The sequence below is a fragment of the Marivita sp. genome, from assembly GCF_022763305.1.
In the GTDB taxonomy this organism is placed as follows: Bacteria; Pseudomonadota; Alphaproteobacteria; order Rhodobacterales; family Rhodobacteraceae; genus Marivita.
Genome location: NZ_JALEGT010000078.1, coordinates 1 through 24,253, shown reverse-complemented (window position 1 = coordinate 24,253; position 24,253 = coordinate 1). Strand labels below are relative to the sequence as shown.

General features: G+C 63.3%; 24 protein-coding genes and 1 pseudogene. 12 read left to right on the top strand and 13 right to left on the bottom strand.

Going from position 1 to position 24,253, the window contains the following annotated elements:
* Window positions 1-93 precede the first annotated feature (93 nt).
* A complete protein-coding gene (locus MRY75_RS14675) occupies window positions 94-1,137 on the bottom strand; it encodes an AraC family transcriptional regulator (RefSeq protein WP_292308748.1) in 1,044 nt (347 codons plus the stop codon).
* A 132-nt stretch (window positions 1,138-1,269) separates the two neighbouring features.
* Between MRY75_RS14675 and MRY75_RS14670 the strand changes: the two genes are divergently transcribed.
* Window positions 1,270-2,280, top strand: a complete 1,011-nt coding sequence (locus MRY75_RS14670) for an alpha/beta fold hydrolase (RefSeq protein WP_292308747.1) — start codon at window positions 1,270-1,272, stop codon at window positions 2,278-2,280.
* 2 nt (window positions 2,281-2,282) lie between these two features.
* On the opposite strand, the gene MRY75_RS14665 is transcribed toward MRY75_RS14670, so the two are convergent.
* Window positions 2,283-2,483 (bottom strand): hypothetical protein, encoded by a 201-nt coding sequence (locus MRY75_RS14665; RefSeq protein ID WP_292308746.1) that lies wholly within the window; start codon window positions 2,481-2,483, stop codon window positions 2,283-2,285.
* 119 nt (window positions 2,484-2,602) lie between these two features.
* On the opposite strand from MRY75_RS14665, the gene MRY75_RS14660 reads away from it, so the two are divergent.
* The 3 genes from MRY75_RS14660 to prpE all read left to right on the top strand — a co-directional run bounded on the left by MRY75_RS14660 (window position 2,603) and on the right by prpE (window position 5,692).
* Window positions 2,603-3,010 carry an OB-fold nucleic acid binding domain-containing protein gene (locus MRY75_RS14660; protein WP_292308745.1) on the top strand — a complete coding sequence of 136 codons (408 nt, stop codon included), beginning with the start codon at window positions 2,603-2,605 and terminating at the stop codon, window positions 3,008-3,010.
* Window positions 3,011-3,052: 42 nt separating this feature from the next.
* On the top strand, window positions 3,053-3,568 hold the full coding sequence (locus MRY75_RS14655) for a peptidoglycan-binding domain-containing protein (RefSeq protein ID WP_292308744.1): 516 nt from the start codon (window positions 3,053-3,055) through the stop codon (window positions 3,566-3,568).
* A 231-nt stretch (window positions 3,569-3,799) separates the two neighbouring features.
* Window positions 3,800-5,692, top strand: a complete 1,893-nt coding sequence (gene prpE / locus MRY75_RS14650) for a propionate-CoA ligase PrpE (protein WP_292308743.1) — start codon at window positions 3,800-3,802, stop codon at window positions 5,690-5,692.
* A 125-nt stretch (window positions 5,693-5,817) separates the two neighbouring features.
* Here the strand turns inward: prpE and MRY75_RS14645 are convergent, their stop codons facing one another.
* The 7 genes from MRY75_RS14645 to MRY75_RS14615 form a co-directional block, all read right to left on the bottom strand.
* Window positions 5,818-7,236: a DegQ family serine endoprotease gene (locus tag MRY75_RS14645; protein ID WP_292308760.1), complete on the bottom strand. Its 1,419-nt coding sequence runs from the start codon at window positions 7,234-7,236 to the stop codon at window positions 5,818-5,820.
* 204 nt (window positions 7,237-7,440) lie between these two features.
* On the bottom strand, window positions 7,441-7,632 hold the full coding sequence (locus MRY75_RS14640) for a DUF2065 domain-containing protein (protein WP_292308742.1): 192 nt from the start codon (window positions 7,630-7,632) through the stop codon (window positions 7,441-7,443).
* On the bottom strand, window positions 7,629-8,660 hold the full coding sequence (locus MRY75_RS14635; RefSeq protein ID WP_292308741.1) for a protease modulator HflC: 1,032 nt from the start codon (window positions 8,658-8,660) through the stop codon (window positions 7,629-7,631). Before MRY75_RS14635 ends, MRY75_RS14640 begins: the two co-directional genes overlap by 4 nt.
* Window positions 8,660-9,832, bottom strand: a complete 1,173-nt coding sequence (gene hflK, locus MRY75_RS14630) for an FtsH protease activity modulator HflK (RefSeq protein ID WP_292308740.1) — start codon at window positions 9,830-9,832, stop codon at window positions 8,660-8,662. Before hflK ends, MRY75_RS14635 begins: the two co-directional genes overlap by 1 nt.
* 71 nt (window positions 9,833-9,903) lie before the next feature.
* Window positions 9,904-11,343: an FAD-dependent oxidoreductase gene (locus MRY75_RS14625; RefSeq protein WP_292308739.1), complete on the bottom strand. Its 1,440-nt coding sequence runs from the start codon at window positions 11,341-11,343 to the stop codon at window positions 9,904-9,906.
* Window positions 11,344-11,471: 128 nt separating this feature from the next.
* Window positions 11,472-12,254, bottom strand: coding sequence for a ribose-5-phosphate isomerase RpiA (gene rpiA / locus MRY75_RS14620; protein ID WP_292308738.1), 783 nt, complete (start codon window positions 12,252-12,254; stop codon window positions 11,472-11,474).
* Window positions 12,255-12,368: 114 nt separating this feature from the next.
* The gene (locus tag MRY75_RS14615) at window positions 12,369-12,569 is read right to left on the bottom strand and encodes a hypothetical protein (protein ID WP_292308737.1); all 201 of its coding nucleotides are present in this window, start codon (window positions 12,567-12,569) and stop codon (window positions 12,369-12,371) included.
* 133 nt (window positions 12,570-12,702) lie between these two features.
* Between MRY75_RS14615 and MRY75_RS14610 the strand changes: the two genes are divergently transcribed.
* The 3 genes from MRY75_RS14610 (at window position 12,703) to MRY75_RS14600 (ending at window position 15,818) form a co-directional block, all read left to right on the top strand.
* Window positions 12,703-13,398 (top strand): glutathione S-transferase family protein, encoded by a 696-nt coding sequence (locus tag MRY75_RS14610; protein WP_292308736.1) that lies wholly within the window; start codon window positions 12,703-12,705, stop codon window positions 13,396-13,398.
* 2 nt (window positions 13,399-13,400) lie between these two features.
* A complete protein-coding gene (locus MRY75_RS14605) occupies window positions 13,401-14,774 on the top strand; it encodes an L-serine ammonia-lyase (protein ID WP_292308735.1) in 1,374 nt (457 codons plus the stop codon).
* 99 nt (window positions 14,775-14,873) lie between these two features.
* Window positions 14,874-15,818 carry a DMT family transporter gene (locus MRY75_RS14600; protein ID WP_292308734.1) on the top strand — a complete coding sequence of 315 codons (945 nt, stop codon included), beginning with the start codon at window positions 14,874-14,876 and terminating at the stop codon, window positions 15,816-15,818.
* Here MRY75_RS14600 and MRY75_RS14595 read toward each other — a convergent pair.
* On the bottom strand, window positions 15,742-16,425 hold the full coding sequence (locus MRY75_RS14595) for a thiamine diphosphokinase (protein WP_292308733.1): 684 nt from the start codon (window positions 16,423-16,425) through the stop codon (window positions 15,742-15,744). The two genes, MRY75_RS14600 and MRY75_RS14595, sit on opposite strands and share 77 nt — an antisense overlap.
* Before the next feature lie 139 nt (window positions 16,426-16,564).
* Between MRY75_RS14595 and MRY75_RS14590 the strand changes: the two genes are divergently transcribed.
* Window positions 16,565-18,964: a hypothetical protein gene (locus MRY75_RS14590; protein ID WP_292308732.1), complete on the top strand. Its 2,400-nt coding sequence runs from the start codon at window positions 16,565-16,567 to the stop codon at window positions 18,962-18,964.
* 73 nt (window positions 18,965-19,037) lie between these two features.
* Here MRY75_RS14590 and MRY75_RS14585 read toward each other — a convergent pair whose 3' ends face one another.
* Window positions 19,038-19,259: a DUF2842 domain-containing protein gene (locus tag MRY75_RS14585; RefSeq protein ID WP_292308731.1), complete on the bottom strand. Its 222-nt coding sequence runs from the start codon at window positions 19,257-19,259 to the stop codon at window positions 19,038-19,040.
* A 16-nt stretch (window positions 19,260-19,275) separates the two neighbouring features.
* Window positions 19,276-20,571, bottom strand: coding sequence for an adenylosuccinate synthase (locus MRY75_RS14580; RefSeq protein WP_292308730.1), 1,296 nt, complete (start codon window positions 20,569-20,571; stop codon window positions 19,276-19,278).
* Between the two features lie 222 nt (window positions 20,572-20,793).
* On the opposite strand from MRY75_RS14580, the gene MRY75_RS14575 reads away from it, so the two are divergent.
* From MRY75_RS14575 to MRY75_RS21975, 4 genes are all read left to right on the top strand, one after another.
* Entirely contained in the window at window positions 20,794-21,189 is a 396-nt protein-coding gene (locus MRY75_RS14575) for a DUF6524 family protein (RefSeq protein WP_292308759.1), read from the top strand.
* Between the two features lie 131 nt (window positions 21,190-21,320).
* Window positions 21,321-21,698, top strand: coding sequence for a preprotein translocase subunit SecG (gene secG, locus MRY75_RS14570; RefSeq protein ID WP_292308729.1), 378 nt, complete (start codon window positions 21,321-21,323; stop codon window positions 21,696-21,698).
* A gap of 224 nt (window positions 21,699-21,922) precedes the next feature.
* Window positions 21,923-23,566, top strand: coding sequence for a CTP synthase (locus tag MRY75_RS14565; protein WP_292308728.1), 1,644 nt, complete (start codon window positions 21,923-21,925; stop codon window positions 23,564-23,566).
* A gap of 9 nt (window positions 23,567-23,575) precedes the next feature.
* On the top strand, window positions 23,576-24,181 hold the full coding sequence (locus MRY75_RS21975; protein ID WP_366934938.1) for an FRG domain-containing protein: 606 nt from the start codon (window positions 23,576-23,578) through the stop codon (window positions 24,179-24,181).
* Here the strand turns inward: MRY75_RS21975 and MRY75_RS14560 are convergent.
* A pseudogene (locus MRY75_RS14560) lies at window positions 24,169-24,253 on the bottom strand (IS5/IS1182 family transposase); the annotation flags it as partial. The gene MRY75_RS21975 and the pseudogene MRY75_RS14560 sit on opposite strands and share 13 nt — an antisense overlap.

Sequence of the window (24,253 nt, the reverse complement as noted above, 5' to 3'; positions counted from 1 at the left end):
GTCGCCCTCAGACCTGCGACTGCGCTGGCCCGCGTGGACCCTCGCCGTGATGCGGGTCGCACCGGAAGACGCCGACACAAGCTGGACCGATAATCAGATGCCCGACTGACCCGACTTTGCAGCCTCGCGGTAGGCGGCGGGTGTCACGCCAAAGCGGCGCTGGAATTCGCGGTAGAAATTCGACCGGGTGAGGAAGCCTGACTGCTCCATCACCTCGGCAACGCTGCTTTGGCCTTCGGCCAACAGACCTGCGGCATGGTCCAGCCGGAAGTCATTCACATACTGGGACACGTTCACGCCCTTGGTCTGGTTGATCGCCAGCGACAAGGCACGCGACGGGACAGTCAGGCGCTTGGCCAGCCGGTCCACCGTCAGATCCGTGTCGAGAAAGAGCCTGCTCTCGGTCAACAGGGTCCGGGCGCGGGCCTCGAGGGTCTCCGCCTCGGGGTCCGATGCGGTCTTCACCACGGTCACCTGCGCCGTCATCCGTCCGCCGCCCTTGGAGACCGCGACGATCACCGCGATCAAACCGAAGGCCATCACCACCGCACCGGCCGAGATCACCGCCATGGCATCCCCGCTCCGCCGGGCCGCAAAGCTGAGCGCAATCGCTGTGTCGGCCAGTGCGAAGACCAGAAGCAGCGCCATCCCCGCCAGCATCCACCGGCGCAGCAGCACCGCATCGCCCATCCGCGCATGCGAGAGATGGTTCGCCCCGCGTGACCACATCCAGAGCAACGCGACTGCATAGATCACGTAGCTGGCACCCACGATCAGATCGAGGTCCAGCAGATCGGGAAACCCCCATGGCGCGACGGCAATGATTCCGACCGTCGCCCCGAGATGCCAGAGCGCCAGATCTGCGATCCGGTCGCGTGTGAAACTGGCAAAACCCAGCCACAGCAGCGGCCCGGCGAACAGCGGCAGCGCGCGCTGCACCGGCACCAGCGTGTCCACGCCATAACCGAACCGCAAGCCGACCATGAACGACCCAAGCGCCAGCACCAGAAAGAACGCTGCAAAGAATCGCGTGGCCGCCACCCGGCCCAGATCCATCCGCCAAAGCAGCCCTGCGGCCACCCCCGACAACAGGAAGGTGAGCATTGGCAAGGGGAAAACCGCCAGATTGCCCTGCATGTCCTGTCCTCTTTCGCGTTCTGCCTGTCCTCGATCATGATCAAGGACGCAGGAGACGGGTTCAAGTCCTTGTTTTGCAACGCTCCCATGGGGATGTCTGACCCATCACACACCCCCATGACGGAGACCGACATGACCCTCAGACACGCCCTCACCGCCCTGCTGATGAGCACAAGCGCCCTCGCCGCGCAGGACGCCACCACCGGGATGCAGACCCTGATGATCCCCGACACCCAAGGCACCCGCCATCTTGAAGGCTTCCTTTGGTATCCGGCGGAGACCGCCCTGACCGAAGCCGCCCATGGCAACGCCGTGTGGGAGCCGATCCTCGTCGCCCCCGATGCCACCGCACGGCCCGGCCCGTTCCCGCTTGTGGTGCTGTCCCACGGCATGTTCGGCAACGCCCGCAATCAGGCTTGGCTGGCAGACCGGCTGGTCGCCCAAGGCTATGCCGTGGCGGCCATCGACCATCCCGGCACCTCGACGTTCAACCGGGATCCCGACCACCAGCGCCAGCTCTGGAACCGGCCCCGCGACATCTCGCGGGTGATCGACCACCTCGCAGACGATCCGCGCATTGATGCCAGCCGCATCTACATGGCGGGCCATTCGCTGGGTGGCTTCACCGCCGTGGCGCTGGCGGGCGGGCGTTATGACCCCGACGGGTTCGATGCGTTCTGCGCCGACAGGCCCGACGATCTGGTCTGCGGGATCTTCGACCGCTGGCATGTTGCGAGGTCGCCCGAAGACCGCGCTGCCATCGCGCAGGATCTCTCGGACAACCGCATCCGCGCCTTTGCCGTGTTTGATCTGGGTGGCACCCAGAGCTTTTCGACCGAAAGCCTCGGCGCGATCGAGAGCCCGATGCTGGTCTATGGCGCGCCGGTTGATCTGGAGGGCCTGAACCTCGACGTGGAAAGCCGCGCGCTGGTGGCGGCCCTGCCGCCATCACTGACCACCTATCACGAGCCGGAAACCCTCGCGCATTTCGACTTCCTGGGGGTCTGCACCGAAAACGGTCTGGCGATCCTGAAAGAGGAAGAACCCGATGATGTGTTTGTCTGCGAAGAGGGCCGCGAGGCCCGACGCGCCGAACATGCGCGGATCGCCAGCGAGGTCGCCGCTTTCTTTGCCGCCTACTGATCTCAGCGCATCAGCCTGTCGACCGCCCGGCGGTGCGCTTCGGCGCGCTGCCGGGCGGCGATGAGCGCTTCCACCGACGGTCCGGGCCGGGGAGACCGTTTCGTGACCTGCGTGGTGGCAAATTTGACCAAACGGTCAAAAACGCGGCCCACAGCCAGAGCGACAGTCGCCCCGGCGGTCTTGCCTGTGTCGAAATACGCCATGATGCCCTCCTCATCCTTGCCTTCCCTCCTTAAGGCCCGATCCATTGGTCCAAAGCGATCCGGAAGCTGCGAAATGGGCGGGGCTTGCAGGACACCGCAAATGTTCTATTTTTGTTCACATGCGCATCGTCACCCCCCGCCCTGCTCAAACCGACTGGCCGCGTCCGCCCTCGTGCCTGCGCGCCGACCAGTTGCGCCTGCCGCCCGACAATGCGCGGATCACGGTGGCGGGGCTGGTGATCCTGCGGCAGCGGCCCGGCACCGCGAAAGGTGTGATCTTCCTGACGCTTGAGGATGAAACCGGCACGGTGAACATCATCGTCTGGCGCAAGCTTTACGAACGCTACCGCCGCGCGGTGATCGCCGGGCGCATGCTGCGTGTCACCGGGCGGCTGCAAAGCGAAGGCGATGTGATCCACGTGATCGCCGAGGTGATCGAGGACATCTCGCCCCTGCTCGACCAGCTTCTGGCCCCCGCCCCCGAGGCAGAGCCAGAGGCGCTTTCGCCAGAGGACCAAACAGGTTAGACTGCGTTCAAGCAGAAACAGGCAAACAGGCGCACATCCTCCGTGACCCCCCTCCCGTCAGCGATCCGGGCTCTGTGGGCCGTGGCTGTGGTCAGCCTTGCTGCCTGTGCAGGACCGCAGACCTATGGTGGGTACGGTGTGGAGGCCCCGGTGCCTGATTTCGCCTCAGCCCAGATTCCCCCGCCGCCCGGGGTCAACCCGGATGGATGCTGGGTGCGCGACGTGGCTCCGGCGGAACTCGAAACGGTCACACGACAGGTCGAGGTGGCCCCGTCACGGTTCCGCACGGAAACGGTGCAGGTGATCAAACGGGAACGGCAGGAGCTGATTTTTGAGGTCCCCTGCCCCGACGCGCTCACAACCGAGCTGATCTCGACGCTGCAACGTGCCCTCGAGGCGCGCGGCGTGTATCGCGGGCCGATCACCGGGGCGATGGACGTACCCACCCGCCGTGCCGTGCGCCGCTATCAAAGCAGCAATGGTCTGCCCAGCGGGCTGCTGTCGATCCAGTCGGCGCGCGGGCTTGGTCTTCTGGCGACACCGCGCGACCAGCTGTGACCACCCGAGTCGGCGCAGGCAGGTTTGCACACAACAGTTTGCAACTTTGCAAAACGGAAAACCATGCAAAGAAACTCTGCATATCCAGCAAGAGTTTGCAAAAGTTTGCAATCGGGTAGCGCTAAAACTGCAAAGTTTTTGCGGCCTTCTGCCGCGCGATGGATCGTGAGGCTTGCCGCAACGTGCCGCGCGCCGTACGCCAATGCCAACACGTCACAGGAGGAGATCGGGATGGGCTACCAAGAGGTGTACGAGGGCTGGAAATCCGACCCCGAGGGGTTCTGGATGCAGGCCGCCGAGGCGATTGACTGGGACCGCAAACCCAGCAAGGCGCTGTTCGACAAGGGCAATGACCTGTACGAATGGTTCGCCGATGGCCTGACCAACACCTGCTGGAACGCGGTCGACCGCCATGTCGAAGCCGGGCGCGGTGGACAGGTGGCGATCATCCATGACAGCCCGATCACCGGGACGCTCCACAAGATCACCTATGCCGAACTGCGCAACCGTGTCGCCCGTCTGGCCGGTGCGCTGCGTGCCAAGGGGGTTGAGAAAGGCGACCGCGTCATCATCTACATGCCGATGGTGCCCGAGGCGCTCGAAGCGATGCTGGCCTGCGCCCGTTTGGGTGCAATCCATTCGGTGGTGTTCGGCGGGTTCGCCGCCAACGAACTCGCCGTCCGCATCGACGACGCCAAACCCAAGGCGATCATCGCCGCCTCTTGTGGGCTCGAGCCGGGCCGCGTGGTGCATTACAAGCCGTTGCTCGACGGGGCCATCGAGCTTGCCACGCACAAGCCGGATTTCACCGTCATCTTCCAGCGCGAGCAGGAAGTCGCCAAGCTGAACGACGGATATGATTTCGACTGGCACGGTTTCCAGTACGGTGTCGAACCGGCGGACTGCGTCCCGGTCGAAGGCAATCATCCGGCCTATATTCTCTACACCTCCGGTACCACCGGCGCAGCGAAGGGCGTGATCCGCCACACCGGCGGGCATCTCGTGGCGCTGAACTGGACGATGAAGAACATCTACAATGTCGATCCCGGTGACACGTTCTGGGCGGCATCGGATGTGGGCTGGGTCGTGGGCCACAGCTATATCTGCTATGGTCCGCTGATCCACGGCAACACCACCATCGTGTTCGAAGGCAAGCCGGTGGGCACACCTGATGCGGGCACGTTCTGGCGGGTCATCTCCGAACACAAGGTGCGCAGCTTCTTCACCGCCCCCACCGCGTTCCGCGCGGTCAAGCGGGACGACCCCAAGGGGGAATTCGTCGGCAAATACGATATTTCCTGCCTGAACGCGATCTACCTCGCAGGCGAACGCGCCGACCCGGACACGATCGAATGGGCGCAGAAGGTCACCGGCAAGCCGATCTATGACCATTGGTGGCAGACGGAAACCGGCTGGACCATCGCGGGCATGCCGGCGGGCATCGAAGCGCTACCGGTCAAGATCGGGTCCCCCTCGGTGCCGATGCCGGGATATGACGTGCAGATCCTCGACGAGGCAGGCCACCCGATGAAGCCGGGCGAGCTGGGCGCAATTGCGGTCAAGCTGCCCCTGCCTCCGGGCACGCTGCCGACGCTCTGGAATGCCGAGGACCGGTTCCGCAAATCGTACCTGTCGCACTTCCCCGGCTATTACGAGACCGGTGATGCGGGCATGATCGACGAGGATGGATACCTCTACATCATGGCGCGCACCGATGACGTGATCAACGTCGCGGGCCACCGCCTGTCCACGGGCGGCATGGAAGAGGTGCTCGCCTCGCATCCGGATGTCGCCGAATGCGCGGTGATCGGGGTGAGCGACGAGCTCAAGGGCCAGTTGCCGATGGGCTTTGTCTGCCTGACCACCGGTGTGAACCGGCCGCATGACGAGATCACCAAGGAATGCGTGAAGCTGGTGCGCGACAAGATCGGCCCGGTGGCGGCGTTCAAGCTCTGCGCCGTGGTGGACCGCCTGCCCAAGACCCGCTCGGGCAAGATCCTGCGGGCCACCATGGTCAAGATCGCCGACAGCGAAGAGTTCAAACTTCCAGCGACCATCGACGATCCGGCCATTCTGGACGAGATCAAGGTGGCGCTTCAGGCCATGGGCTACGCAAAAGGGTGATGCCGGGTGCCGGATGCGTCGACGCATCCGGTTTTTCCGTTGACGGAAAAACCCGCTTTCACAGCAAGGTAAACACACAAAAGGGCGCCCGATGAGGCGCCCTTTCTTTCTCGATGTCGGTTGACTTACTGGTCTTCGGCGATGTTCAGCGCGACGAAACGCGGATCACCGGCGCGGCGGACCAGGAGCAGGATGGACTTGCGGCCTGCATCCTTGGCTTCGGCGATGCGGTCTTCCAGATCGCTGATCGCCAGCACCTGCGCCTGACCGGCTTCGGTGATCACGTCACCGGCGCGGAGGCCCTTCTCGAAGGCTTCGGAGGTCTCGTCGACGTCCATCACCGCGAGGCCTTTGGCGCTTTCGGGCAGTTCCAGCTGCTCGCGGATTTCCGCGGTCAGCGGGCTCAGGGTCAGACCCATCAGCTCCATCGACTGCGGGGCTTCTTCCGCATCCGGGCCGGGCTGCGATGCGGGCACGGCGCTTTCGGCTTCCTCGCGGCGGCCCAGCGTGACGAGCAGTGTCTGGGTGGCCCCATCGCGGTTGACGACGACGCGCACGGCCTTGCCCACTTCGGTGTTGCCGACCTGACGGACCAGACCACGGGTGTCTTCGACTTCGCGGCCATCAAAGCTGACGATAACGTCACCCGCCTGCATGCCGGCGTCCATGGCCGGACCTTCCGGCACGTCCGAAACCAGTGCGCCTTTGGCTGACGCGAGACCCAGCGCTTCGGCCACGTCGTCGGTCACGTCCTGAATGCGGACACCCAGCCAGCCGCGACGGGTCTCGCCGAACTCCTTGAGCTGGTCGACCACGCGGGTCACGACGTTGGACGCCATCGAGAAGCCGATGCCGATGGAACCGCCATTCGGCGACAGGATCGCCGTGTTCACGCCGATCACGTCACCGTCCATGTTGAACAGGGGACCACCCGAGTTGCCGCGGTTGATGGCAGCATCGGTCTGGATGTAGTCGTCATAGGTGCCGCTGAGCGCGCGGTTGCGGGCCGATACGATGCCTGCGGAGACCGAGAACCCCTGCCCCAGCGGGTTGCCCATGGCCATCACCCAGTCGCCGACGCGGGCAGTGTCGCTGTCGCCGAACTTGACGAATTTCAGCGGCGTTTCGCTTTCCACCTTGAGCAGCGCAATGTCGGTGTTGGGGTCGGTGCCCACCAGCGTTGCCGGAAGCTCGAACCCTTCGAAGAACTCGATCTGGATTTCATCGGCGCCTTCGATCACGTGATTGTTGGTGACGATGTACCCGTCTTCGGAAATCACGAAGCCGGACCCGAGCGCGGACGAGCGGCGCGGGCGGTCACCCTGACCGTTGCGGTCCTGGAATTCGCGGAAGAAATCCTCGAACGGAGAGCCTTCGGGCACGATGCCCTGCGGGCCGGTGCGCCCTGCCACCGTTGTGGATGTGGTGATGTTCACGACGGCCGGGCTGATCTTTTCAGCGAGGTTCGCAAAGCTTTCCTGCGCATGGCCCATCAGCGACTGCGCGACGATGAGGATCATGGACAACGAGGTCAGCCAGAACATGCGCAGCGGCGTGCTCTGGTCCCGTTGGATTGTTTTTGCCTGTGAGGTCAAGGGGAGAACTCCTTCGTCTTTGGTGCGGTGCATCGACCGACACCTGCCTGTCATGTCACCAATGTAGGTGCGCCTGCGCAACACGCAAACAGGAAAGCGCCGGATCAAGCTTATGTGACTTGAACGTGACGCGCCTTGAGGGAACCCGCGCCGTCAGAAGGCGTGGACGATCCACATCATAGCCACCCCTGCCGCGAGCGCGGAGAGGCCGACCATGCGGCGCATGTCGATCGGCATGCTGCGCATCGCTTCCAGCATGCGTTCAATAAGCGAAGGGGCCAGCGCATAGGCCAGCCCCTCGATGATCAGCACGAGCGCAATCCCCTGGATCACGGTCTCGATCAATTGGTCGCGTCCTCGGCCGGAGCCTGATTTTCAAGCTCTTCTTCCAGACGCTGCCGTTCCACTTCGGGAAGGTTCGGCGAGATCGTCGCTTCGGGCGCCATGTCCCGCAGACGCTCTACATCGAACTCGGTCGCGGCGATGCGGCCCAGGCCGTCGGCGCGCACGGCTCCGAACATCTGCCCCAGGAATTCGCTGTCCGGCGAGAAGACCATGGTCGAGTTGTCCTTGTTCAGCGACCGCTCCATCGCTTCCAGAGAGCGATAGAAGGCGAAGAACTCGGGGTTGTTGCCATAAGCTTCGGCATAGATGCGGTTGCGTTCCGCATCGGCCTCACCTCGGGTGATGTTGGCGTCCCGTTCGGCGTTCGACACGGTTTCGACCACAGTCCGGTCGGCGGCCGCGCGCACACGCTGGGCCGCTTCGTTACCGCGGGCGATTTCGTCCGCCGCTTCACGTTCCCGTTCGGCCCGCATCCGCGCAAAAGTGGCGGACAGGTTCTGCTCGGGCAGGTTGGTCTGTTTCAGACGCACGTCCACGATTTCAAGCCCAAGGCCCGCCGCGCTGGTGCGCGCCTGATCCCGGATGCGCAACGCGAGGTCGCGGCGAGCGGGGGACAGGATGGTGTCGGATGTGACCTGATCGGCACCCAGAACTTCGCGGATCTGCGCGTTCAGAACCGAAGACAGGCGGTCTTCGGCGACACGGGTGCCGCCGATGCCAACGGCCTGACGGAACTGGACCACATCCGCGATCCGGTAGCGGGTGAAGGCATCGACGACCAAACGACGGTCATCGGACGGTGTGACCTCGATCGTGTCGGTGTCGAGCGACAGGATACGGCCATCATACCGGACGACTTCCTGAATGATCGGGATCTTGAAGTTGAGCCCAGGCTCTTCGACCACCTGCTTGATCTGGCCGAATTGCAGGACCAGCACTTTTTCGCGTTCGTCGACGATGAAGATCGACGACAGGATACCGACAACGGCCAGAACACCGATCGGAAGAAGGAAAGCGGATTTACGCATCAGTTCGACCCTCCGGTTGTCTGGCCAGAGCGGCGCAGTTCGTTGATCGGCAGATAGGGCAGCACGCCCTGCCCGGCAGCACCGGCATCGTCAAGCAGGATCTTGTCCATGTCGCCAAGGGTTCTTTCGATGGTCTCGAGGTAGAGACGGCGCTGGGTGACTTCCGGCGCCTCGTTGAATTCCTGCGCCACGGCGATAAAGCGGCTGGCTTCACCGATGGCTTCGTTGATCACGCGGGCACGGTAGCCTTCCGCCTCTTCGAGGATCTGCGCGGCGGAACCGCGCGCCTCGGCGAGAACGCGGTTGGCGTAGGCGTCGGCCTGACGCTGCAGACGGTCGCGTTCCTGTTCGGCGGCCTGCACTTCGCGGAAGGCGTCGATCACCTCGGCGGGCGGGTCGGCGGTGTCGAGGTTCACACGGACGATGGTGATCCCGCTCTGGTATTCATCCAACGTCGCCTGAATGTTCTCGCGCGCGGTGTCGGCGATCAGACCGCGATCCCGGTTGAGGATCGGCGCAAGATTGGTTGCAGCGATGATCTCGCGCATGACCGCCTCGGACACCGCCTGAACGGTTGTCTGCGGGTCGCGCAGGTTGAAGAGCAGTTTCGCCGGATCGTTGATGTTCCAGACCACCTGGAAGTCGATATCGACGATGTTGGCATCCGTCGTGAGCATGAGGCCATCGCCGCCGACGCTGCCGCGTCCGCTGCCGATGTTTTCGGTCCGTTCAGAGGTCACGTTGACGACTTCTGCGGTCACGAAGGGCCAGGGTGCGAAGTTCAGACCGGGATTGCCGATGGCATAGTATTCGCCGAGGAACAGTTCCACGGACTGCTCTTCCGGCCGCACGGTGTAGAAGCTGGAGAACGCCCAGAGCGCCACGGCACCCAGCGCCGCAAGACCGATCGTGCCGCGCGTCAGCTTGAAGCCGTCGCCGCCGTCGCCGCCGCCACCGGAGCCGTTGAAGCCGCCGCCACCGCGACCGCCCATGAGAACACGCAGGCGTTCCTGGCCTTTCTTCATCAGCTCGTCGATTTCGGGTATCTGCGGTTGGTTGTCATCACCGGGTCTGCGCCCGCCACCATTGTTGCCGCCGCGCGGGCGATCATCGCCACGGTTTCCACCGTTGTTACCGCCGCCGCCCCACGGGCCGCCACTGTTACCTGCCATCTGGTCTTTTCCCCTCTCGGAACATTCGGTCTTTCATGTCACGTTCTTACCTGTGGGCAAAGCTCGGAAATTCAAGCCGTGCGCATTGGTTTGCGCATCGTGACAATCTCTTCGGACATGGTCGGGTGGACCGCAACCGTGCGGTCGAAATCCTCTTTCGTGGCCCCCATCTTGATGGCGATGCCTGCCATCTGGATCATTTCGCCCGCCCCCGGCGCGACGATGTGACAGCCCAGAACCTTGCGGGTTTTCTTGCTGACGATGAGTTTCATCAGCACCCGGCCCGGTTTGTCGGCAAAGGCCGACTGCATCGGTCGGAACGAGGTGCAGTAGACCTCGATCTCTTCCTGATCGCGGGCCTGTTCTTCAGTCAGGCCGACGGTGCCCAGTTCAGGCTGGGTAAAGACGGCCGACGGGATCAGGTCGTGATCCACAGGTGTCGGGTTGCCGTGGAACACGGTATCGACAAAGGCCATGCCCTCGCGGATCGCAACGGGGGTCAGATTCACGCGGTCGGTCACGTCGCCGATGGCATAGATCGACGGCACCTTGGTCTGGCTGTAGGCGTCCACCTCGATGGCCCCGCCCCGCTTGAGCGTGACGCCGACCTCTTCGAGGCCCATATCGTCGCTGTTCGGGCGGCGTCCGGTGGCGAAGAGCACCTGATCGAAGACCTTGACATGACCGTTGGTGGACTTGACCTTGAGCGGTCCCTCTTGCGGTGCGTCTTTCGCCGGCATCGCGTATTGTGTCGCCTCGACAGGCGCATCCATCCCGTCGTCATCCTCGCCGCGATAGCAGTCCATTTCGACGATATTGGTGCCGGTGTGCAGATCGACACCCAGTTCGCGCATCGATTCCGCGATCAGGCCGCGTGCCTCGTCATCAAAGCCCCGCAGGATCTGCGCACCGCGATAATATTGCGTCACCTCGACCCCCAGACCCGCAAGGATGCAGGCGAATTCGCAGGCGATGTAGCCGCCGCCGATGATCAGGATCGACTTGGGCAACTGGTCGAGATGGAAAATGTCGTCGGACACGATGCCGAGATGGGCGTTGGGCATATCCGGTCGCAACGGACGCCCGCCCGTCGCGACAAGGATGTGCTTGGCGGTGAAGGTCTCGCCGGTCGACAATTCGACCGTGTGCGCGTCTTTGAGCCGGGCGCGGGCGTCGTAGGTGGTCACGCCGGACCCGGCGAGCAGCTTGCGATAAACACCCTCGAGCCGGTCCAATTCGGTGTTCAGGTGGCCCGAAAAGGTCTGCCAGTCAAAGCCGCGGTTCAGCATGTCCCAGCCGTAATGGATGGCTTCCTCGACCATGCCGCCATAGCCGCTGGCGAACACCATCAGCTTTTTCGGCACACACCCCCGGATCACGCAGGTGCCGCCGTAGCGGTCTTCCTCAGCCAGTGCCACCTTGGCCCCCGCCTCGCCTGCAGCAACGCGCGCGGCGCGCACGCCGCCAGAGCCGCCGCCAATCACGAAGAGATCATAGTCGAATGTGCTCATGGCCGGCTCCTTTTGCTTGCGCGCATAGATATTTCACATGGCGGCGGCGAAGGCCAGAAGCGAGCGCGGGTCAAGACTGCCCTGTCGCGGTGTCGTGACACCGGCGTGTTCGGGGCTGCGTGCAGCGCTCAGATGTCGGAGAACAGGTTCTCGGTCTCGGCAAAGTCGATGCGGTCTTCGCTGACGGTGCCTTCGTTGATGTCGCGGGTTTCGACGCGGCCATCGCTGTAGCCGATGATGACCTTGTCGCATAGATCGACGAACAGCCCGTTTTCGACGACGCCCGGCATCTGGTTCAGCGCCATCGCCAATTGGCGGGCATTGCCGATCCGGCTGAGATGCAGATCGAGGATGTAATTGCCCTCGTCCGTCACGAAGGGTTTGCCCGCATTCATCCGCAGCGTGATGCGCCGGCCCATGACATCGGCAGACACCAGCAGTTCCTCGACAAGGATCTGGGTCGTGGTCCATCCGAAGGGGACCACCTCGATCGGCAGGGGGAACGCGCCCAGCGTGCCGACTTCCTTGGCGGCATCGGCGATGATCACCACCTCCTCGCTGGCTGCGGCGACGATCTTTTCCCGCAGGAGCGCGCCGCCGCCGCCCTTGATCAGGTTCAGATCACCGTCGAATTCATCGGCCCCGTCAATCGTCATGTTGAGCGTTCCCGCCTCATCAAGCGGGATCACGGTGATGCCCACCTGCTTGGCCAGATGCGCCGTGCGCGCCGAGGTCGGCACGCCCTTGATGCGCAGACCTTCGTCCCGGACGCGGTCGCCCAGATGCCGGACAAGCCAGGCTGCGGTGGATCCAGTGCCCAGACCGACGCGCATCCCGTCCTCGACCATGTCGGCGGCGCGTTTCGCGGCGACGAACTTGGCCTTGTCGATGGGCGACAATTCTCCGGTCATGGGGGGCTCCTTGGGTCGGTCTGCCCGTGTTATAGGACGTCGCGCCGCGCGGGGCGAGACCGAATTCACATGGGCACGGCTCGGACCGGACGCAAGCAGAGCGGTGGCCTGCCCCTAGCCGTCGCGGTCTTCGGACCCGGCAAGCGGGAATGGCGGCAGCGGCAGGGTTTCCACCGCCGGGACCTTGGGCAGCATCACCGGAAAGGCCAGGGCCGGACGCGGCACCATGGCCCAGGCCAGGATCGTCAGAAGGGCGGCAAACCAGGCCACCCGGTCAAGATAGGTCGTCATCAGCATCCCTTTCGCGTCATTCATGCCGACGCCATGCAGCATATGTGCCAACAGACTGACGCACCCGGGTAAAGGCGCGGTTAAGCGCATCGCTTTTTCACCGCCACGCGCCGTTTTCGCTGCTTCGAACGGAATCGGCGCGCGCTACACCCACCGCATGAGCTTTGTGTTGCATTACGCCCCGGACAATGCGTCGCTGGTCGTTCGGCTGGCGCTGGAGGAATTGCGCCTGCCCTATCGAACCGTCTTGGTGGATCGCAGCCAGTCGGCCCAGCACAGCGCGCCTTACAAGCGCCTCAACCCTGTGGGCCGGATTCCGGCACTTGAAACACCGGACGGCCCGATGTTCGAGACCGCCGCAATCTGCCTCTGGCTGGCCGACCGGCACCGGGAGAACGCGCATCTTTCACCGGACATGACCGATCCGCACCGGGGCGCGTTTCTCAGCTGGCTCTTCTACCTGTCGAACACGGTCCATGCCGAGATGCGCACGCTGTTCTATCCGCATCTTCTGGTCGGTGCCGACCCGGCGCTGCAGGCCACCGTCAGCCAGCAAATCCAATCCTCGCTTGGCGCGCATTTCGGACTGCTCGACAGCCGCTATCCCGGGTCGCATGAGGGGCTCACGATCTGCGACATCTATCTCGCGGTGCTGCTGCGATGGCCCGCGCTGTATCCTGTCGCTGCCGATCGCAGCTGGTTCGACCTTGCCCGCTGGCCCAATCTGCACGCCCTTGCACAGAGGGTCGAGATGCGCGAATCTGTCCAGACCGCCATCCGCGCCGAGGGTCTGGGACCCACGCCCTTTTCCAATCCACGTCCGGCCACGCCACCTGAAGGGAGCGCTTTGTAACCATGTTTCTGTCAGTCTTCGACATGTTCAAGGTCGGGATCGGCCCGTCCTCGTCCCACACGATGGGCCCGATGGTGGCTGCTGCGCGGTTTCTCGACCGGTTGCGCAAGGCGCCGTTCTCGGTGGCCGGGGTCAGGGCGTCCCTGCACGGATCGCTGGCCTTTACCGGGGTGGGTCACGCCACTGACCGCGCCACGATCCTTGGCCTCGCCGGGTTCGTTCCCGAAAGCTATGACCGGGACAAGGCGGATGCGGCACTGGCCCAGATCAAGGACACCAAGACCGTCACCCCTGACGGCCTGCCTGCGCTGCGGTTCGATCCCGAGACCGACCTGACCTTCGATTTCGGCCCCAACCTGCCCGGCCATGCCAATGGCATGATCCTGAGCGCAACCGACCCGCAGGGCGACGTGATCCTGCAGGAGACCTATTACTCCATCGGTGGCGGCTTCGTGATGACGCAGGCCGAACTGGACGCGGGCAAGGACACCGATGATGGCGCACCCGTGCCCTACCCGTTCAAATCCGCTGCCGAGATGCTCGAGATGGCGGCGATCTCAGGCCTCAGCATTGCCGAGATGAAGCGCGCGAACGAGCTGTCCCGCAGGTCCGTCAGTGATCTTGACGCAGGCATGCGCCGTCTGTGGCAGGTGATGAACGATTGCATCGACCGTGGGCTCGAAAACGATGGCATCCTGCCCGGTGGTCTGAACGTCAAACGCCGCGCCAAGGGCATTCACGAGAAACTGCTGGCCGAACGCGGTATGAACCTGACCGCGCCGCACACGATCAACGACTGGATGAGCGTCTACGCGATGGCGGTGAACGAGGAAAACGCGGCCGGAGGTCAGGTCGTGACAGCGCCCACCAACGGGGCCGCCGGTGTGGTGCCCGCCACGATCCGCTATTACCTCGACCATGTGCCGGGAGCCACGACAAGCCGGGTGCCGGAATTCCTGCTGACCGCTGCCGCCATCGGCGGTCTGGTCAAGTTCAACGCCTCGATCAGCGGGGCCGAAGCCGGGTGTCAGGCCGAAGTGGGAAGCGCAAGCGCCATGGCAGCCGCCGGGCTCTGTGCCGTGATGGGCGGAACACCGATGCAGATCGAAAACGCCGCCGAGATTGCGCTGGAACATCACCTCGGGATGACCTGCGATCCGGTCAAGGGGCTGGTGCAAGTGCCCTGCATCGAACGCAACGGTCTGGGCGCGATCAAGGCCGTCAGTGCGGCCAGCCTCGCCCTGCGTGGCGACGGCACCCATTTCGTCCCGCTCGATTCGGCGATCGAGACCATGCGCCAGACCGGCGCGGACATGCACGAGAAGTACAAGGAAACCTCTCTGGGTGGGCTGGCAGTCAATATCCCGAACTGCTGAAACCCCGCAGAACCAAGGGCTTTCGCCCCGATCTTGAACCGCTGCGCAGAGAAATAGGAGAGCGTTGACAGAAAGACTCAACCAAGAGTAGCGTTTCGTATGACACAAGACCGCCCCACCCTCGGAATTGCCCTCATGCTGGGGTTCTGCGTCGTGGCTCCGATGGGGGACGCGCTTGCGAAGATCCTCTCGAACAAGGTGGCGCTGGGACAGCTTCTCTTTGTACGCTTCGGCATTCAGGCGGCGGTGCTCATTCCGATCATCGCCGCAACAGGCCGGGTCTGGCGGATGTCGCGCCGGGTTCTCGTGCTCACTCTGCTGCGCACTCTGATGCACATCATCGGGATCGGGACGATGGTCTCGGCGCTCTATTACCTGCCGCTTGCCGATGCCATCGCAATTGCCTTTGTCATGCCGTTCATCATGCTCCTGCTCGGGCATTACGTTCTGGGCGAAGAGGTTGGTCTGCGCCGGATGATCGCCTGTGCCGTCGGCTTTGCCGGCACGCTGCTGGTGATCCAGCCGTCCTTTCAGGAGGTCGGGTGGCCCGCGCTGCTGCCGCTCTGTGTTGCGGTGAACTTCGCCCTCTTCATGCTGGTGACCCGAAAGATTGCAAAGGAAACCGACCCGATCGGGTTGCAGGCGGTCTCCGGTGTTATGGCGCTTGTGATGATGACCCCGGTGATCTTTCTGGTGCCGAGCTCGGTGATGCCGATGCTGGCCTGGGACACGGAATTGCCCGGAAGCACATGGGGGCTTCTGGTCGCCATCGGTTTGTCCGGCACGCTGGCGCATCTGCTGATGACCTGGTCGCTGCGCTATGCGCCGTCGGCCACGCTGGCGCCGATGCAATACCTTGAAATCCCCATTGCCACGGTCATCGGATTTGCGGTCTTCGGAGATCTGCCCGATGGGATGGCCTCGGTCGGGATCGCCATCGTTGTCGCCTCGGGTCTTTACATCGTGTTCAGAGAGCAGGCCATCGGGCGTCAGCCGCAACCAGTGCCTGTTGCAGAACGGAGCGCTCAGACACCGGCAGGATGATCAGCAATCCGGGTGACTGAACACGGAGCGACACCGGCCCGTCCGCCCGGTTCGACGTGCCGACGCGCCCGTGCGGAGACAGCGCGAGCCCGTCAATCGGCCAGTGCAAGCCAGTGGAGGTTCCGATCACGGTCCGCATCGGATAGAGCGACACACGCGTGCCAGCAGCCAGCGGCAGAGTGATCCGGGGCGGCAGATGCGCGACGACATCGCGCTCGCCCACAAGAACAATCGCGCGATCCGGGTAGCGGGCCAGCACCGTCATCGCCGCAAGAAGGTGGTCGACCTGACCACCCAGAAACCCGATCCCGAGGATCAGCGGCGCCGCGATGGACCGGATCGCCTTGTCGAAATCGGTGCTGTCCTGCTCGGAGATGAGATGTACCGCATCTGGCGGTATCGCGGCGCGCGTGGCCGGTGACACCGAATCGAGATCGCCGATCAGGGCATCGGGCACCCGCCCCACCGCACGCAGCCAGTCCGCGCCGCTGTCGGCGGCCACGACAGGCCCGCCCTCGTCCAATAGCGCCAAAAGCTGCGCATTGTCGCCATGCGCGCCACCCACGAGCAGGACTGGTTCCTGCGCAAATACAATCGGATCATTCATGGCCGATTAATGACGAATGGTGAAACAGATCACAATCAGGACATGAAATGATACCGTGCGGGGCACAGATTCGATGCGCTTTGGTCTTGGTAAACATGTTAGCAAGTCCTTCGCAGAAGTTTGGAAAGCGGGTGATATTATGGTGAGTTCGAACAAGATACTCACGGTATCCTACGGTACCTTTTCATGTACGCTCGAAGGATTCGACAATTCCTTCGACACCATGAAGGCGATCGCGGAGTATTTCCGCGACCTCGCCCAGGACGACCGATATTTCGGGGCCGAACCACCGACTCCGGATGCCGAGATGCTGGCGCGGATCGCAGAACGCGAGATCGCGCGCCGGGTCGAAGCCCGCTTTGAGAAAGGCAACCTGGTTCTGCGTCCCAGTGATGATGCCGAGCCGCCGCGAGGGGATGTCGCGCCGCTGTCGTCCAGGGATGCAGCCCTCGGGGACGCGACAGCTGGAGCGGCTGCCACCGCACTGGCTGTCGCCACCCAATCGGCCGCGGCTGAGGGGTCCGCGCCCGATGAGGGCCTCGACACACCCGACACGACGGCGCTGCAGGCTGCCGACGTGTCGGAGATGTCGGAGTCTGACACCGACGCCCTCGATCTGACCGAGGTCGATCTGTCCGGCATTTCCATCGACACCGGCGACGACGACACGGATGTTCTCAGCGCGGAGGACGTGCTTGACGGTCCGAGTGAGGACGACGCCGAAGGCAGCATCGAGGACCTGATCGCGGCGCAGGACAACGCAGTTCTGGCCGAGGTTGAAACGCCCGAACCCGAAGCCGCCCCGGTGGTCACGGACAGCGTCGCCGAAAAGCTGCAGCGCATCCGCGCCGTGGTGGCCTCCAAGTCGCAGGCGGCACCGGAATATATCGAAGACCAGCACGCCATGGCCGGGTCAGACGTCCTTGACGACAGCGATGACGAAGATGCCGAAGAGGCTGTGTCGCTCGACGACAACCTCTTCACCGACACCATCGCGGCGCTTGTTTCCGACCAGATCGAGGATGAGGACGAGGACGACTCGTTCCTGCCCGAGACGGCCTATGCCGACGAAGACGACGCCGTGGCCGCAGCCGCAACCGCAACGGCTGACCCTCAGTCGGAACTGGAGGCGCTGCGCGCCAAGATCGCCGAACTCGAAGCACAGGCTGCCGCGACGCGCGCCGCCGAAGAGGCTGTGACCACGCAACCGGCCGAGGAAGACCTTGCCGCCCTTCACCTTGATGATGACGAGGACGACGCGGACGACACTCTGGAGTTCGACGACGAGGACGATGAAGACGACGACACGCTCGAACTCGATGACGAAGACGAGGATGAGGACACGCTCTCCTTTGACGATGCCGACGAAGACGAGACTGCCGACATCGACGCTCTGACCGAGACCGACAGCGACGAAGACGACGACATCGCGCCGTTCGTCCTGAAGAACGCGGTCGCCGACGAAGACGACGATGAAGATGATACGGTCGGACAGCGCCAGCCGCTGATTGCCCGTGTGGGCAAGGCCCGTCGCGCCGATGTCGAAGCCGCACTCGCCGCCGGTCGGCTCGAGGAATACGAGGATGAGGACGAAGACGATGTGGCCCCAGCCGCCATCGCCCGTCCGATCCCCGGCATGGAAGACAGCAGCCTGACCCCCGAGCAGGAGGCAGAGCTTGCCCGCGAACTGGCCGATCTGCACGCCGAGATCGACAATGACGACGATTGGGATTTCGACGACGAGGACGACGACGATACGCACGAGCTGACCGAAGCCGAGGCAGAGGCCGCCAGCGCCAACATCCGCAAGGCCGTCAAGCTGACCAGCCCGGCGCGCGCGATGCTGACCGACACGTCCATCGAGGAAGACACCGAATCCGTCGAACGGCTTGCCGACAAGACCGATACGGAGATGGAAGAGCCTGAAGGCAACCGTCGCCGCAGCGCCATCGCGCACCTGCGCGCCGCCGTTGCCGCAACCAAAGCGGATCGCATTCTTGGCTTCAGCAAGAAGACCGTGGACGAGGAAGAACCCTACCGCGAGGATCTGGCTGACGCGGTGCGCCCGCGCCGCCCCAAGATCAGCGAGACGCGTTCGGCCCGTCCCGCGCCGGTGCGCCCGGCCCCGCTCAAGCTGGTGGCCGAGCAGCGGATCGATGTCGACAGCGCCGCCGACACCGCTCCGGTCCGTCCCCGTCGGGTGGTCCGCAACGTGGAGCCCGTCGACGCCGCCGAAGCGGTGGCCAGCGACGACCGTGGTTTTGCGGAATTCGCCGAAAACCAGGGGGCCCACACCCTGCCGGAACTGCTCGAAGCCGCAGCCGCCTACATGTCCTTCGTTGAAGGCCGCGACCAGTTCTCGCGCCCGCAGCTCATGACCAAGCTGCTTCAGGCCGAGGGTGAGGCCAGCTCGCGCGAAGAACGTCTGCGCAGCTTTGGCCAGCTTCTGCGCGAAGGCAAGATCGAGAAAAAGGGCGGCGGCCGCTTTGCCGCCTCCGACAGCATCGGCTTCAAACCGGACGCCCGCGCCGCAGGTTGATCCGGGTCACATCACAAAAACAAAAGGCCGGACACCATGTCCGGCCTTTTCTTGTTGCGGCTGCGCCGAAGGATCAGTCTTTGGCATCCGGATCGGGTTGCCCGATGCCTTTGAACACGAATTTGAACGGCAGCGCCCAGAGGATGCCCAGCACGACATAAACCAGCAATTCCACCAGGAAGGACGGGCGTTCAAGCCAGTTGATCACCGTCACGCAGGCGACCACATACGCGGGCATGCCCACGAGCAGGATCACCAGCGCCCAACGCTTCCGGGCCTTGTAGCTTAACGCCATGCGCGCCTCCTTTCGATCAATCCGCGAACGGATCGGTCACGAGGATCGTGTCCTCCCGCTCGGGTGAGGTGGAAAGTAGGGCTACCGGGCATTCGATCAATTCCTCGATCCGGCGCACATATTTGATCGCCTCGCCGGGCAGATCGACCCAGGACCGCGCGCCTTCGGTCGATTCCGACCAGCCGGGCATTTCCTCGTAGATCGGCGTGCAGCGCGCCTGCTCTTCGGCGGCGGTCGGCAGGTAGTCGTAACGCTGGCCGTCCAACTCGTAGCCGACGCAGATCTTGAGCGTCTCGAACCCGTCCAGCACATCGAGCTTGGTCAGGGAAATCCCGTTCACACCGCTGGTGGCGCAGGTCTGGCGGACAAGGCAGGCATCGAACCAGCCGCAGCGCCGCTTGCGCCCGGTGGTGGTGCCGAACTCGTGCCCACGCTCGCCAAGACGCTGCCCGTCTTCGTCGTGCAGTTCCGTCGGGAACGGGCCTTCGCCCACGCGGGTGGTGTAGGCCTTGACGATGCCCAAGACGTAATCAATCGCGCCCGGCCCAAGGCCGACCCCCGTCGCCGCCTGCCCGGCGATCACGTTGGACGAGGTGACAAACGGATAGGTGCCGAAGTCGATGTCCAGCAAAGCGCCCTGCGCGCCTTCGAACAGGATGCGCTTGCCCGCCTTGCGTTTCTCGTTGAGCACCTTCCAGACCGGTGCGGCGAAGGGCAGGATCTGATCCGCGATCTCGGTCAGCTGCGCCAAGAGCGCGTCACGGTCCACCGGGTCGAACCCCAGGCCCTTGCGCAGCGGGTCATGGTGCTGCAGCGCGCGGTCCACCCGCGCCTCCAGCGTTGCGCGATCGGCGAGGTCCGCCACGCGCACGGACCGACGGCCCACCTTGTCCTCATAGGCCGGGCCGATGCCGCGTCCGGTGGTGCCGATCTTGGTGCCCTTGCTCGCCGCCTCTTCGCGCGCCCGGTCCAATTCGCCATGGATCGGCAGAATGAGCGGCGTGTTCTCGGCGATCATCAAGGTTTCAGGCGTGATCTCCACGCCCTGACCGCGAATGGTCTCGATCTCTTTCATCAGGTGCCAGGGATCCAGCACCACGCCATTCCCGATCACCGACAGCTTGCCGCCCCGCACCACGCCCGAGGGCAGCGCGTGCAGCTTGTAGACCTTGCCGTCGATCACCAGCGTGTGCCCGGCATTGTGCCCGCCCTGGAATCGGCAGATCACATCCGCCCGCTCCGAGAGCCAGTCCACGATCTTGCCCTTGCCCTCGTCGCCCCACTGGGCACCCACGACCACCACGTTCGCCATGTCTTTAGACCTTTGCTGGAGTTTCTTCCGTCAAACCCGCGCCCGTATAGTGCGCAATCCGCGCGGGGGGAACCGGTTTTCCATGTCGTCTGCGCGACATATCACCGTGCACGCGCTCTGCCCGTATGCAACAGCCCCCACGCCACCACGCGCAGCCCACTGGACAGGGCCGGCCGCTTCGGGCCATGACGGCATCACTCCACAAGGGAAAGGGCGAAAATGATGGGTTTCCTGCTGCGTTGGCTGTTCGCCTTCGGCCTTGTCGCCGCCACCTACAACCCCACGCCCTACAATTTCACCCGCTGGGCGCTGACCGATGGGCAGGAGCAGTTGTCGATCACGGTGCTGGCCGCTCTTGTGCTGCTGGTCGGCTACATCATCTACCTGCGCGCGACGCTGCGCTCCATCGGAGCGTTCGGCATGATGCTCATCCTTGCCCTTGTCGGTGCACTTCTGTGGGTCGCCTATGATTTCGGCCTGCTCGATCTGCAGAACCGGAACCTGACAGTCTGGATCGGCATTGTCGCGCTGTCGCTTGTGTTGGGCATCGGGCTCAGCTGGTCCATCGTGCGGCGCAAGCTCTCGGGTCAGGCGGATGTGGACGATGTCGACGAATAGGCGCACCCGCATATTCCAAACCCGTCAAAACAGAGCGGCCACAGGCAGGTGCAAGGATCGCCCGACACGGGTTGCACCACGCCCCACTTGGCCTTAGATACCCCCCATTCACGAAGAGATCCGGGACAGCCATGGAAAACGTCGTTCTCATCATCCACCTCCTTCTCGCGCTCGCGCTGATCGGCGTCGTGCTGCTGCAGCGCTCTGACGGAGGTGGGCTTGGCGCCATGGGCGGCGGCGGCGGTGGGGCGATCAGCACCCGCAGCGCGGCCACCGGCCTTGGCAAACTGACCTGGATTCTCGCCATCGCGTTCATCTGCACCTCGATCACCCTGACGGTCATCGCGGCACAGAACGCCTCGGGCAGTTCCATCATGGACCGCCTGACCACCGGCGGTGATGCCGCAACCGAAGAGACCGGCACGGGCAATGCCCTCGACGCCGATGGCCTTCTGCCGCCGCCGTCCTCCGTCGATCCGAACGCGCCGCTCCTGCCCCGCGCCGACTGATCCGGCAACAGCTCTGAACCGACGCGCGGTCCTGCGGGCCCGCGCGTTTTTCTTTGGTTGCTGGCCCACCACCCCTTGAGGCGCAGCAATCTGACGTAACATCATCTTGGGGTTCGGCCTTGCCTTTTTCCGCCGAATCCTCTACCGCTCAAATCCCGTGATGCTGCGTGCCGATGGCTGCGCAGATTGCATGATTTGCAGCGCTTCGCGGGAGGTTTCCACACATGGCACGCTTCATTTTCATCACCGGCGGCGTGGTGTCTTCCCTCGGCAAAGGCCTCGCCTCGGCCGCTCTGGGCGCGCTCCTGCAGGCGCGTGGCTTTTCCGTCCGCCTGCGCAAGCTTGACCCATACCTGAACGTCGATCCCGGCACGATGTCGCCGTTTGAACATGGCGAGGTGTTCGTCACCGATGATGGCGCGGAGACCGATCTGGATCTTGGCCATTACGAACGCTTCACCGGCGTGCCCGCGCGCAAGACCGACAGCATCTCGTCGGGGCGCATCTACACCAACGTGCTCGAGAAAGAGCGCCGTGGCGATTACCTTGGCAAAACGATCCAGGTGATCCCGCACGTCACCAATGAAATCAAAGACTTCATCTCCATCGGGGAAGACGAGGTCGATTTCATGCTCTGCGAAATCGGCGGCACCGTGGGGGACATCGAGGGCCTTCCCTTCTTCGAGGCAATCCGCCAGTTCTCCCAAGACAAGCCGCGCGGCCAGTGCATCTTCATGCACCTGACGCTCCTGCCCTACATCAAGGCGTCGGGCGAGCTGAAAACCAAACCGACGCAGCACAGCGTCAAGGAACTCCGCTCCATCGGCCTCGCCCCCGACATCCTCGTCTGCCGCTCCGAAGGGCCGATCCCACAGAAGGAACGCGAGAAGCTCGCGCTCTTCTGCAACGTCCGCCCCGACTCTGTGATCGCCGCGCAGGACCTCAAGTCGATCTACGAGGCCCCCCTCGCCTATCACCGCGAAGGCCTCGATCAGGCGGTGCTCGACGCGTTCCAGATCACGCCCGCACCCAAGCCGAACCTCGAAAAATGGGAAGACGTGGCCGACCGCATCTACAACCCCGAGGGAGAGGTGAATGTCGCCATCGTGGGCAAATACGTGCAGCTTGAGGACGCCTACAAATCCATTGCCGAAGCGCTCACCCATGGCGGCATGGCCAACCGCGTCAAGGTCAACATCCAGTGGGTCGATGCCGAGATTTTCGAACGCGAAGACCCCGCCCCCCATCTCGAAGGCTTCCACGCGATCCTCGTGCCCGGCGGCTTTGGCGAACGCGGCACCGAAGGCAAGATCAAGGCAGCGCAATTCGCGCGCGAACACAAGGTCCCCTATCTGGGCATCTGCCTTGGCATGCAGATGGCGGTGATCGAGGCCGCGCGCAACGTCGCCAAACTGCCCGATGCCGGGTCCGAGGAGTTCGACCACGAAGCCGGGAAAAAGCGGTTCACACCCGTGGTCTACCACCTCAAGGAATGGGTGCAGGGCAACCAGACCGTCAACCGGAGCGTGGCCGACGACAAGGGCGGCACCATGCGCCTTGGCGCCTATGACGCGGTGCTGGCCGAAGGCTCAAAGGTGGCCGAGGTCTATGGCACCACCACCATCGACGAACGCCACCGCCACCGCTACGAGGTCGACATCAAGTACCGCAAAGCGCTTGAGGAAGGCGGGCTGTGTTTTTCGGGCATGAGCCCCGATGGCCGCCTGCCCGAGATCGTCGAATGGCCCGACCACCCGTGGTTCATTGGCGTCCAGTTCCACCCGGAGCTGAAGTCGAAACCATTTGACCCGCATCCGTTGTTCAAGGATTTTGTAAGAGCTGCGAAGGATGTGTCGAGGTTGGTTTGAAGGTGAAGAATGGGACCTGTTAGCGTCAATTCACTTAGCAGCTTCATTGAAAGCATTGAGAAACTTACATTAAAATCAAAGGGTAGCTTATTTTTTCGCGGGCATTCCAAATGGTCTTACAAAGCGATTCCATCAATCTTCAGAAGTGACAAAAGCTCTGAAAATGAAAGAAACCTTTTCTTGGACCTTACCTCAGAAAGCCCAAATGAGTTCAGCCAAGACATTTGCCAGTTCGACAGGCTGGTAAGAGCCCAACACTACGGCTTGCCCACCCGGATACTTGACACAACCACAAATCCACTTATTGCGCTTTTCTTTGCTTGCCGAAGCCACGAAAAGATAGATGGCGAAGTACTTACTTTTTCAGTTCCTGCAGAAACGCTAAAATTCTCTTCTAGTGACGCGATTGCGTGCAAAGCAAATTTGTCTCTACTTACTCGAAGCGAGCGCAATTCACTTGGACGCGAAGCTTTAGAATGTATGAAAAGTTTCTACGATGACCCGCAGCAGATTAGCCTCACAGACTTTGAGGCCGAAAACCCGAGCGGTTACGCAGACTTTGTCAGGGAGTGGAACAGGTGTGAATCCACTAGGGTCAGGATTCATAACCAGTAGATCACGACAGCAGCGAGTGCGATGGCTGAGAGGAAGACCTTGGGACAGCGGTCATAGCGTGTCGCCACGCGT

Excerpts from the sequence above, each read along its gene's own strand:
- MRY75_RS14660 (WP_292308745.1), top strand. The coding sequence starts at position 2,603 with ATGCGCATCGTCACCCCCCGCCCTGCTCAAACCGACTGGCCGCGTCCG.
- MRY75_RS14600 (WP_292308734.1), top strand. The coding sequence starts at position 14,874 with ATGACACAAGACCGCCCCACCCTCGGAATTGCCCTCATGCTGGGGTTC.
- MRY75_RS14670 (WP_292308747.1), top strand. The coding sequence starts at position 1,270 with ATGACCCTCAGACACGCCCTCACCGCCCTGCTGATGAGCACAAGCGCC.
- MRY75_RS14625 (WP_292308739.1), bottom strand. The coding sequence starts at position 11,343 with ATGAGCACATTCGACTATGATCTCTTCGTGATTGGCGGCGGCTCTGGC.
- MRY75_RS14590 (WP_292308732.1), top strand. The coding sequence starts at position 16,565 with ATGGTGAGTTCGAACAAGATACTCACGGTATCCTACGGTACCTTTTCA.
- MRY75_RS14605 (WP_292308735.1), top strand. The coding sequence starts at position 13,401 with ATGTTTCTGTCAGTCTTCGACATGTTCAAGGTCGGGATCGGCCCGTCC.
- MRY75_RS14665 (WP_292308746.1), bottom strand. The coding sequence starts at position 2,483 with ATGGCGTATTTCGACACAGGCAAGACCGCCGGGGCGACTGTCGCTCTG.
- MRY75_RS14615 (WP_292308737.1), bottom strand. The coding sequence starts at position 12,569 with ATGAATGACGCGAAAGGGATGCTGATGACGACCTATCTTGACCGGGTG.
- MRY75_RS14635 (WP_292308741.1), bottom strand. The coding sequence starts at position 8,660 with ATGCGTAAATCCGCTTTCCTTCTTCCGATCGGTGTTCTGGCCGTTGTC.
- rpiA (WP_292308738.1), bottom strand. The coding sequence starts at position 12,254 with ATGACCGGAGAATTGTCGCCCATCGACAAGGCCAAGTTCGTCGCCGCG.
- MRY75_RS21975 (WP_366934938.1), top strand. The coding sequence starts at position 23,576 with ATGGGACCTGTTAGCGTCAATTCACTTAGCAGCTTCATTGAAAGCATT.
- MRY75_RS14645 (WP_292308760.1), bottom strand. The coding sequence starts at position 7,236 with ATGTTCTGGCTGACCTCGTTGTCCATGATCCTCATCGTCGCGCAGTCG.
- MRY75_RS14675 (WP_292308748.1), bottom strand. The coding sequence starts at position 1,137 with ATGCAGGGCAATCTGGCGGTTTTCCCCTTGCCAATGCTCACCTTCCTG.
- MRY75_RS14575 (WP_292308759.1), top strand. The coding sequence starts at position 20,794 with ATGGGTTTCCTGCTGCGTTGGCTGTTCGCCTTCGGCCTTGTCGCCGCC.
- MRY75_RS14585 (WP_292308731.1), bottom strand. The coding sequence starts at position 19,259 with ATGGCGTTAAGCTACAAGGCCCGGAAGCGTTGGGCGCTGGTGATCCTG.
- MRY75_RS14610 (WP_292308736.1), top strand. The coding sequence starts at position 12,703 with ATGAGCTTTGTGTTGCATTACGCCCCGGACAATGCGTCGCTGGTCGTT.
- MRY75_RS14595 (WP_292308733.1), bottom strand. The coding sequence starts at position 16,425 with ATGAATGATCCGATTGTATTTGCGCAGGAACCAGTCCTGCTCGTGGGT.
- hflK (WP_292308740.1), bottom strand. The coding sequence starts at position 9,832 with ATGGCAGGTAACAGTGGCGGCCCGTGGGGCGGCGGCGGTAACAACGGT.
- prpE (WP_292308743.1), top strand. The coding sequence starts at position 3,800 with ATGGGCTACCAAGAGGTGTACGAGGGCTGGAAATCCGACCCCGAGGGG.
- MRY75_RS14580 (WP_292308730.1), bottom strand. The coding sequence starts at position 20,571 with ATGGCGAACGTGGTGGTCGTGGGTGCCCAGTGGGGCGACGAGGGCAAG.
- MRY75_RS14565 (WP_292308728.1), top strand. The coding sequence starts at position 21,923 with ATGGCACGCTTCATTTTCATCACCGGCGGCGTGGTGTCTTCCCTCGGC.
- secG (WP_292308729.1), top strand. The coding sequence starts at position 21,321 with ATGGAAAACGTCGTTCTCATCATCCACCTCCTTCTCGCGCTCGCGCTG.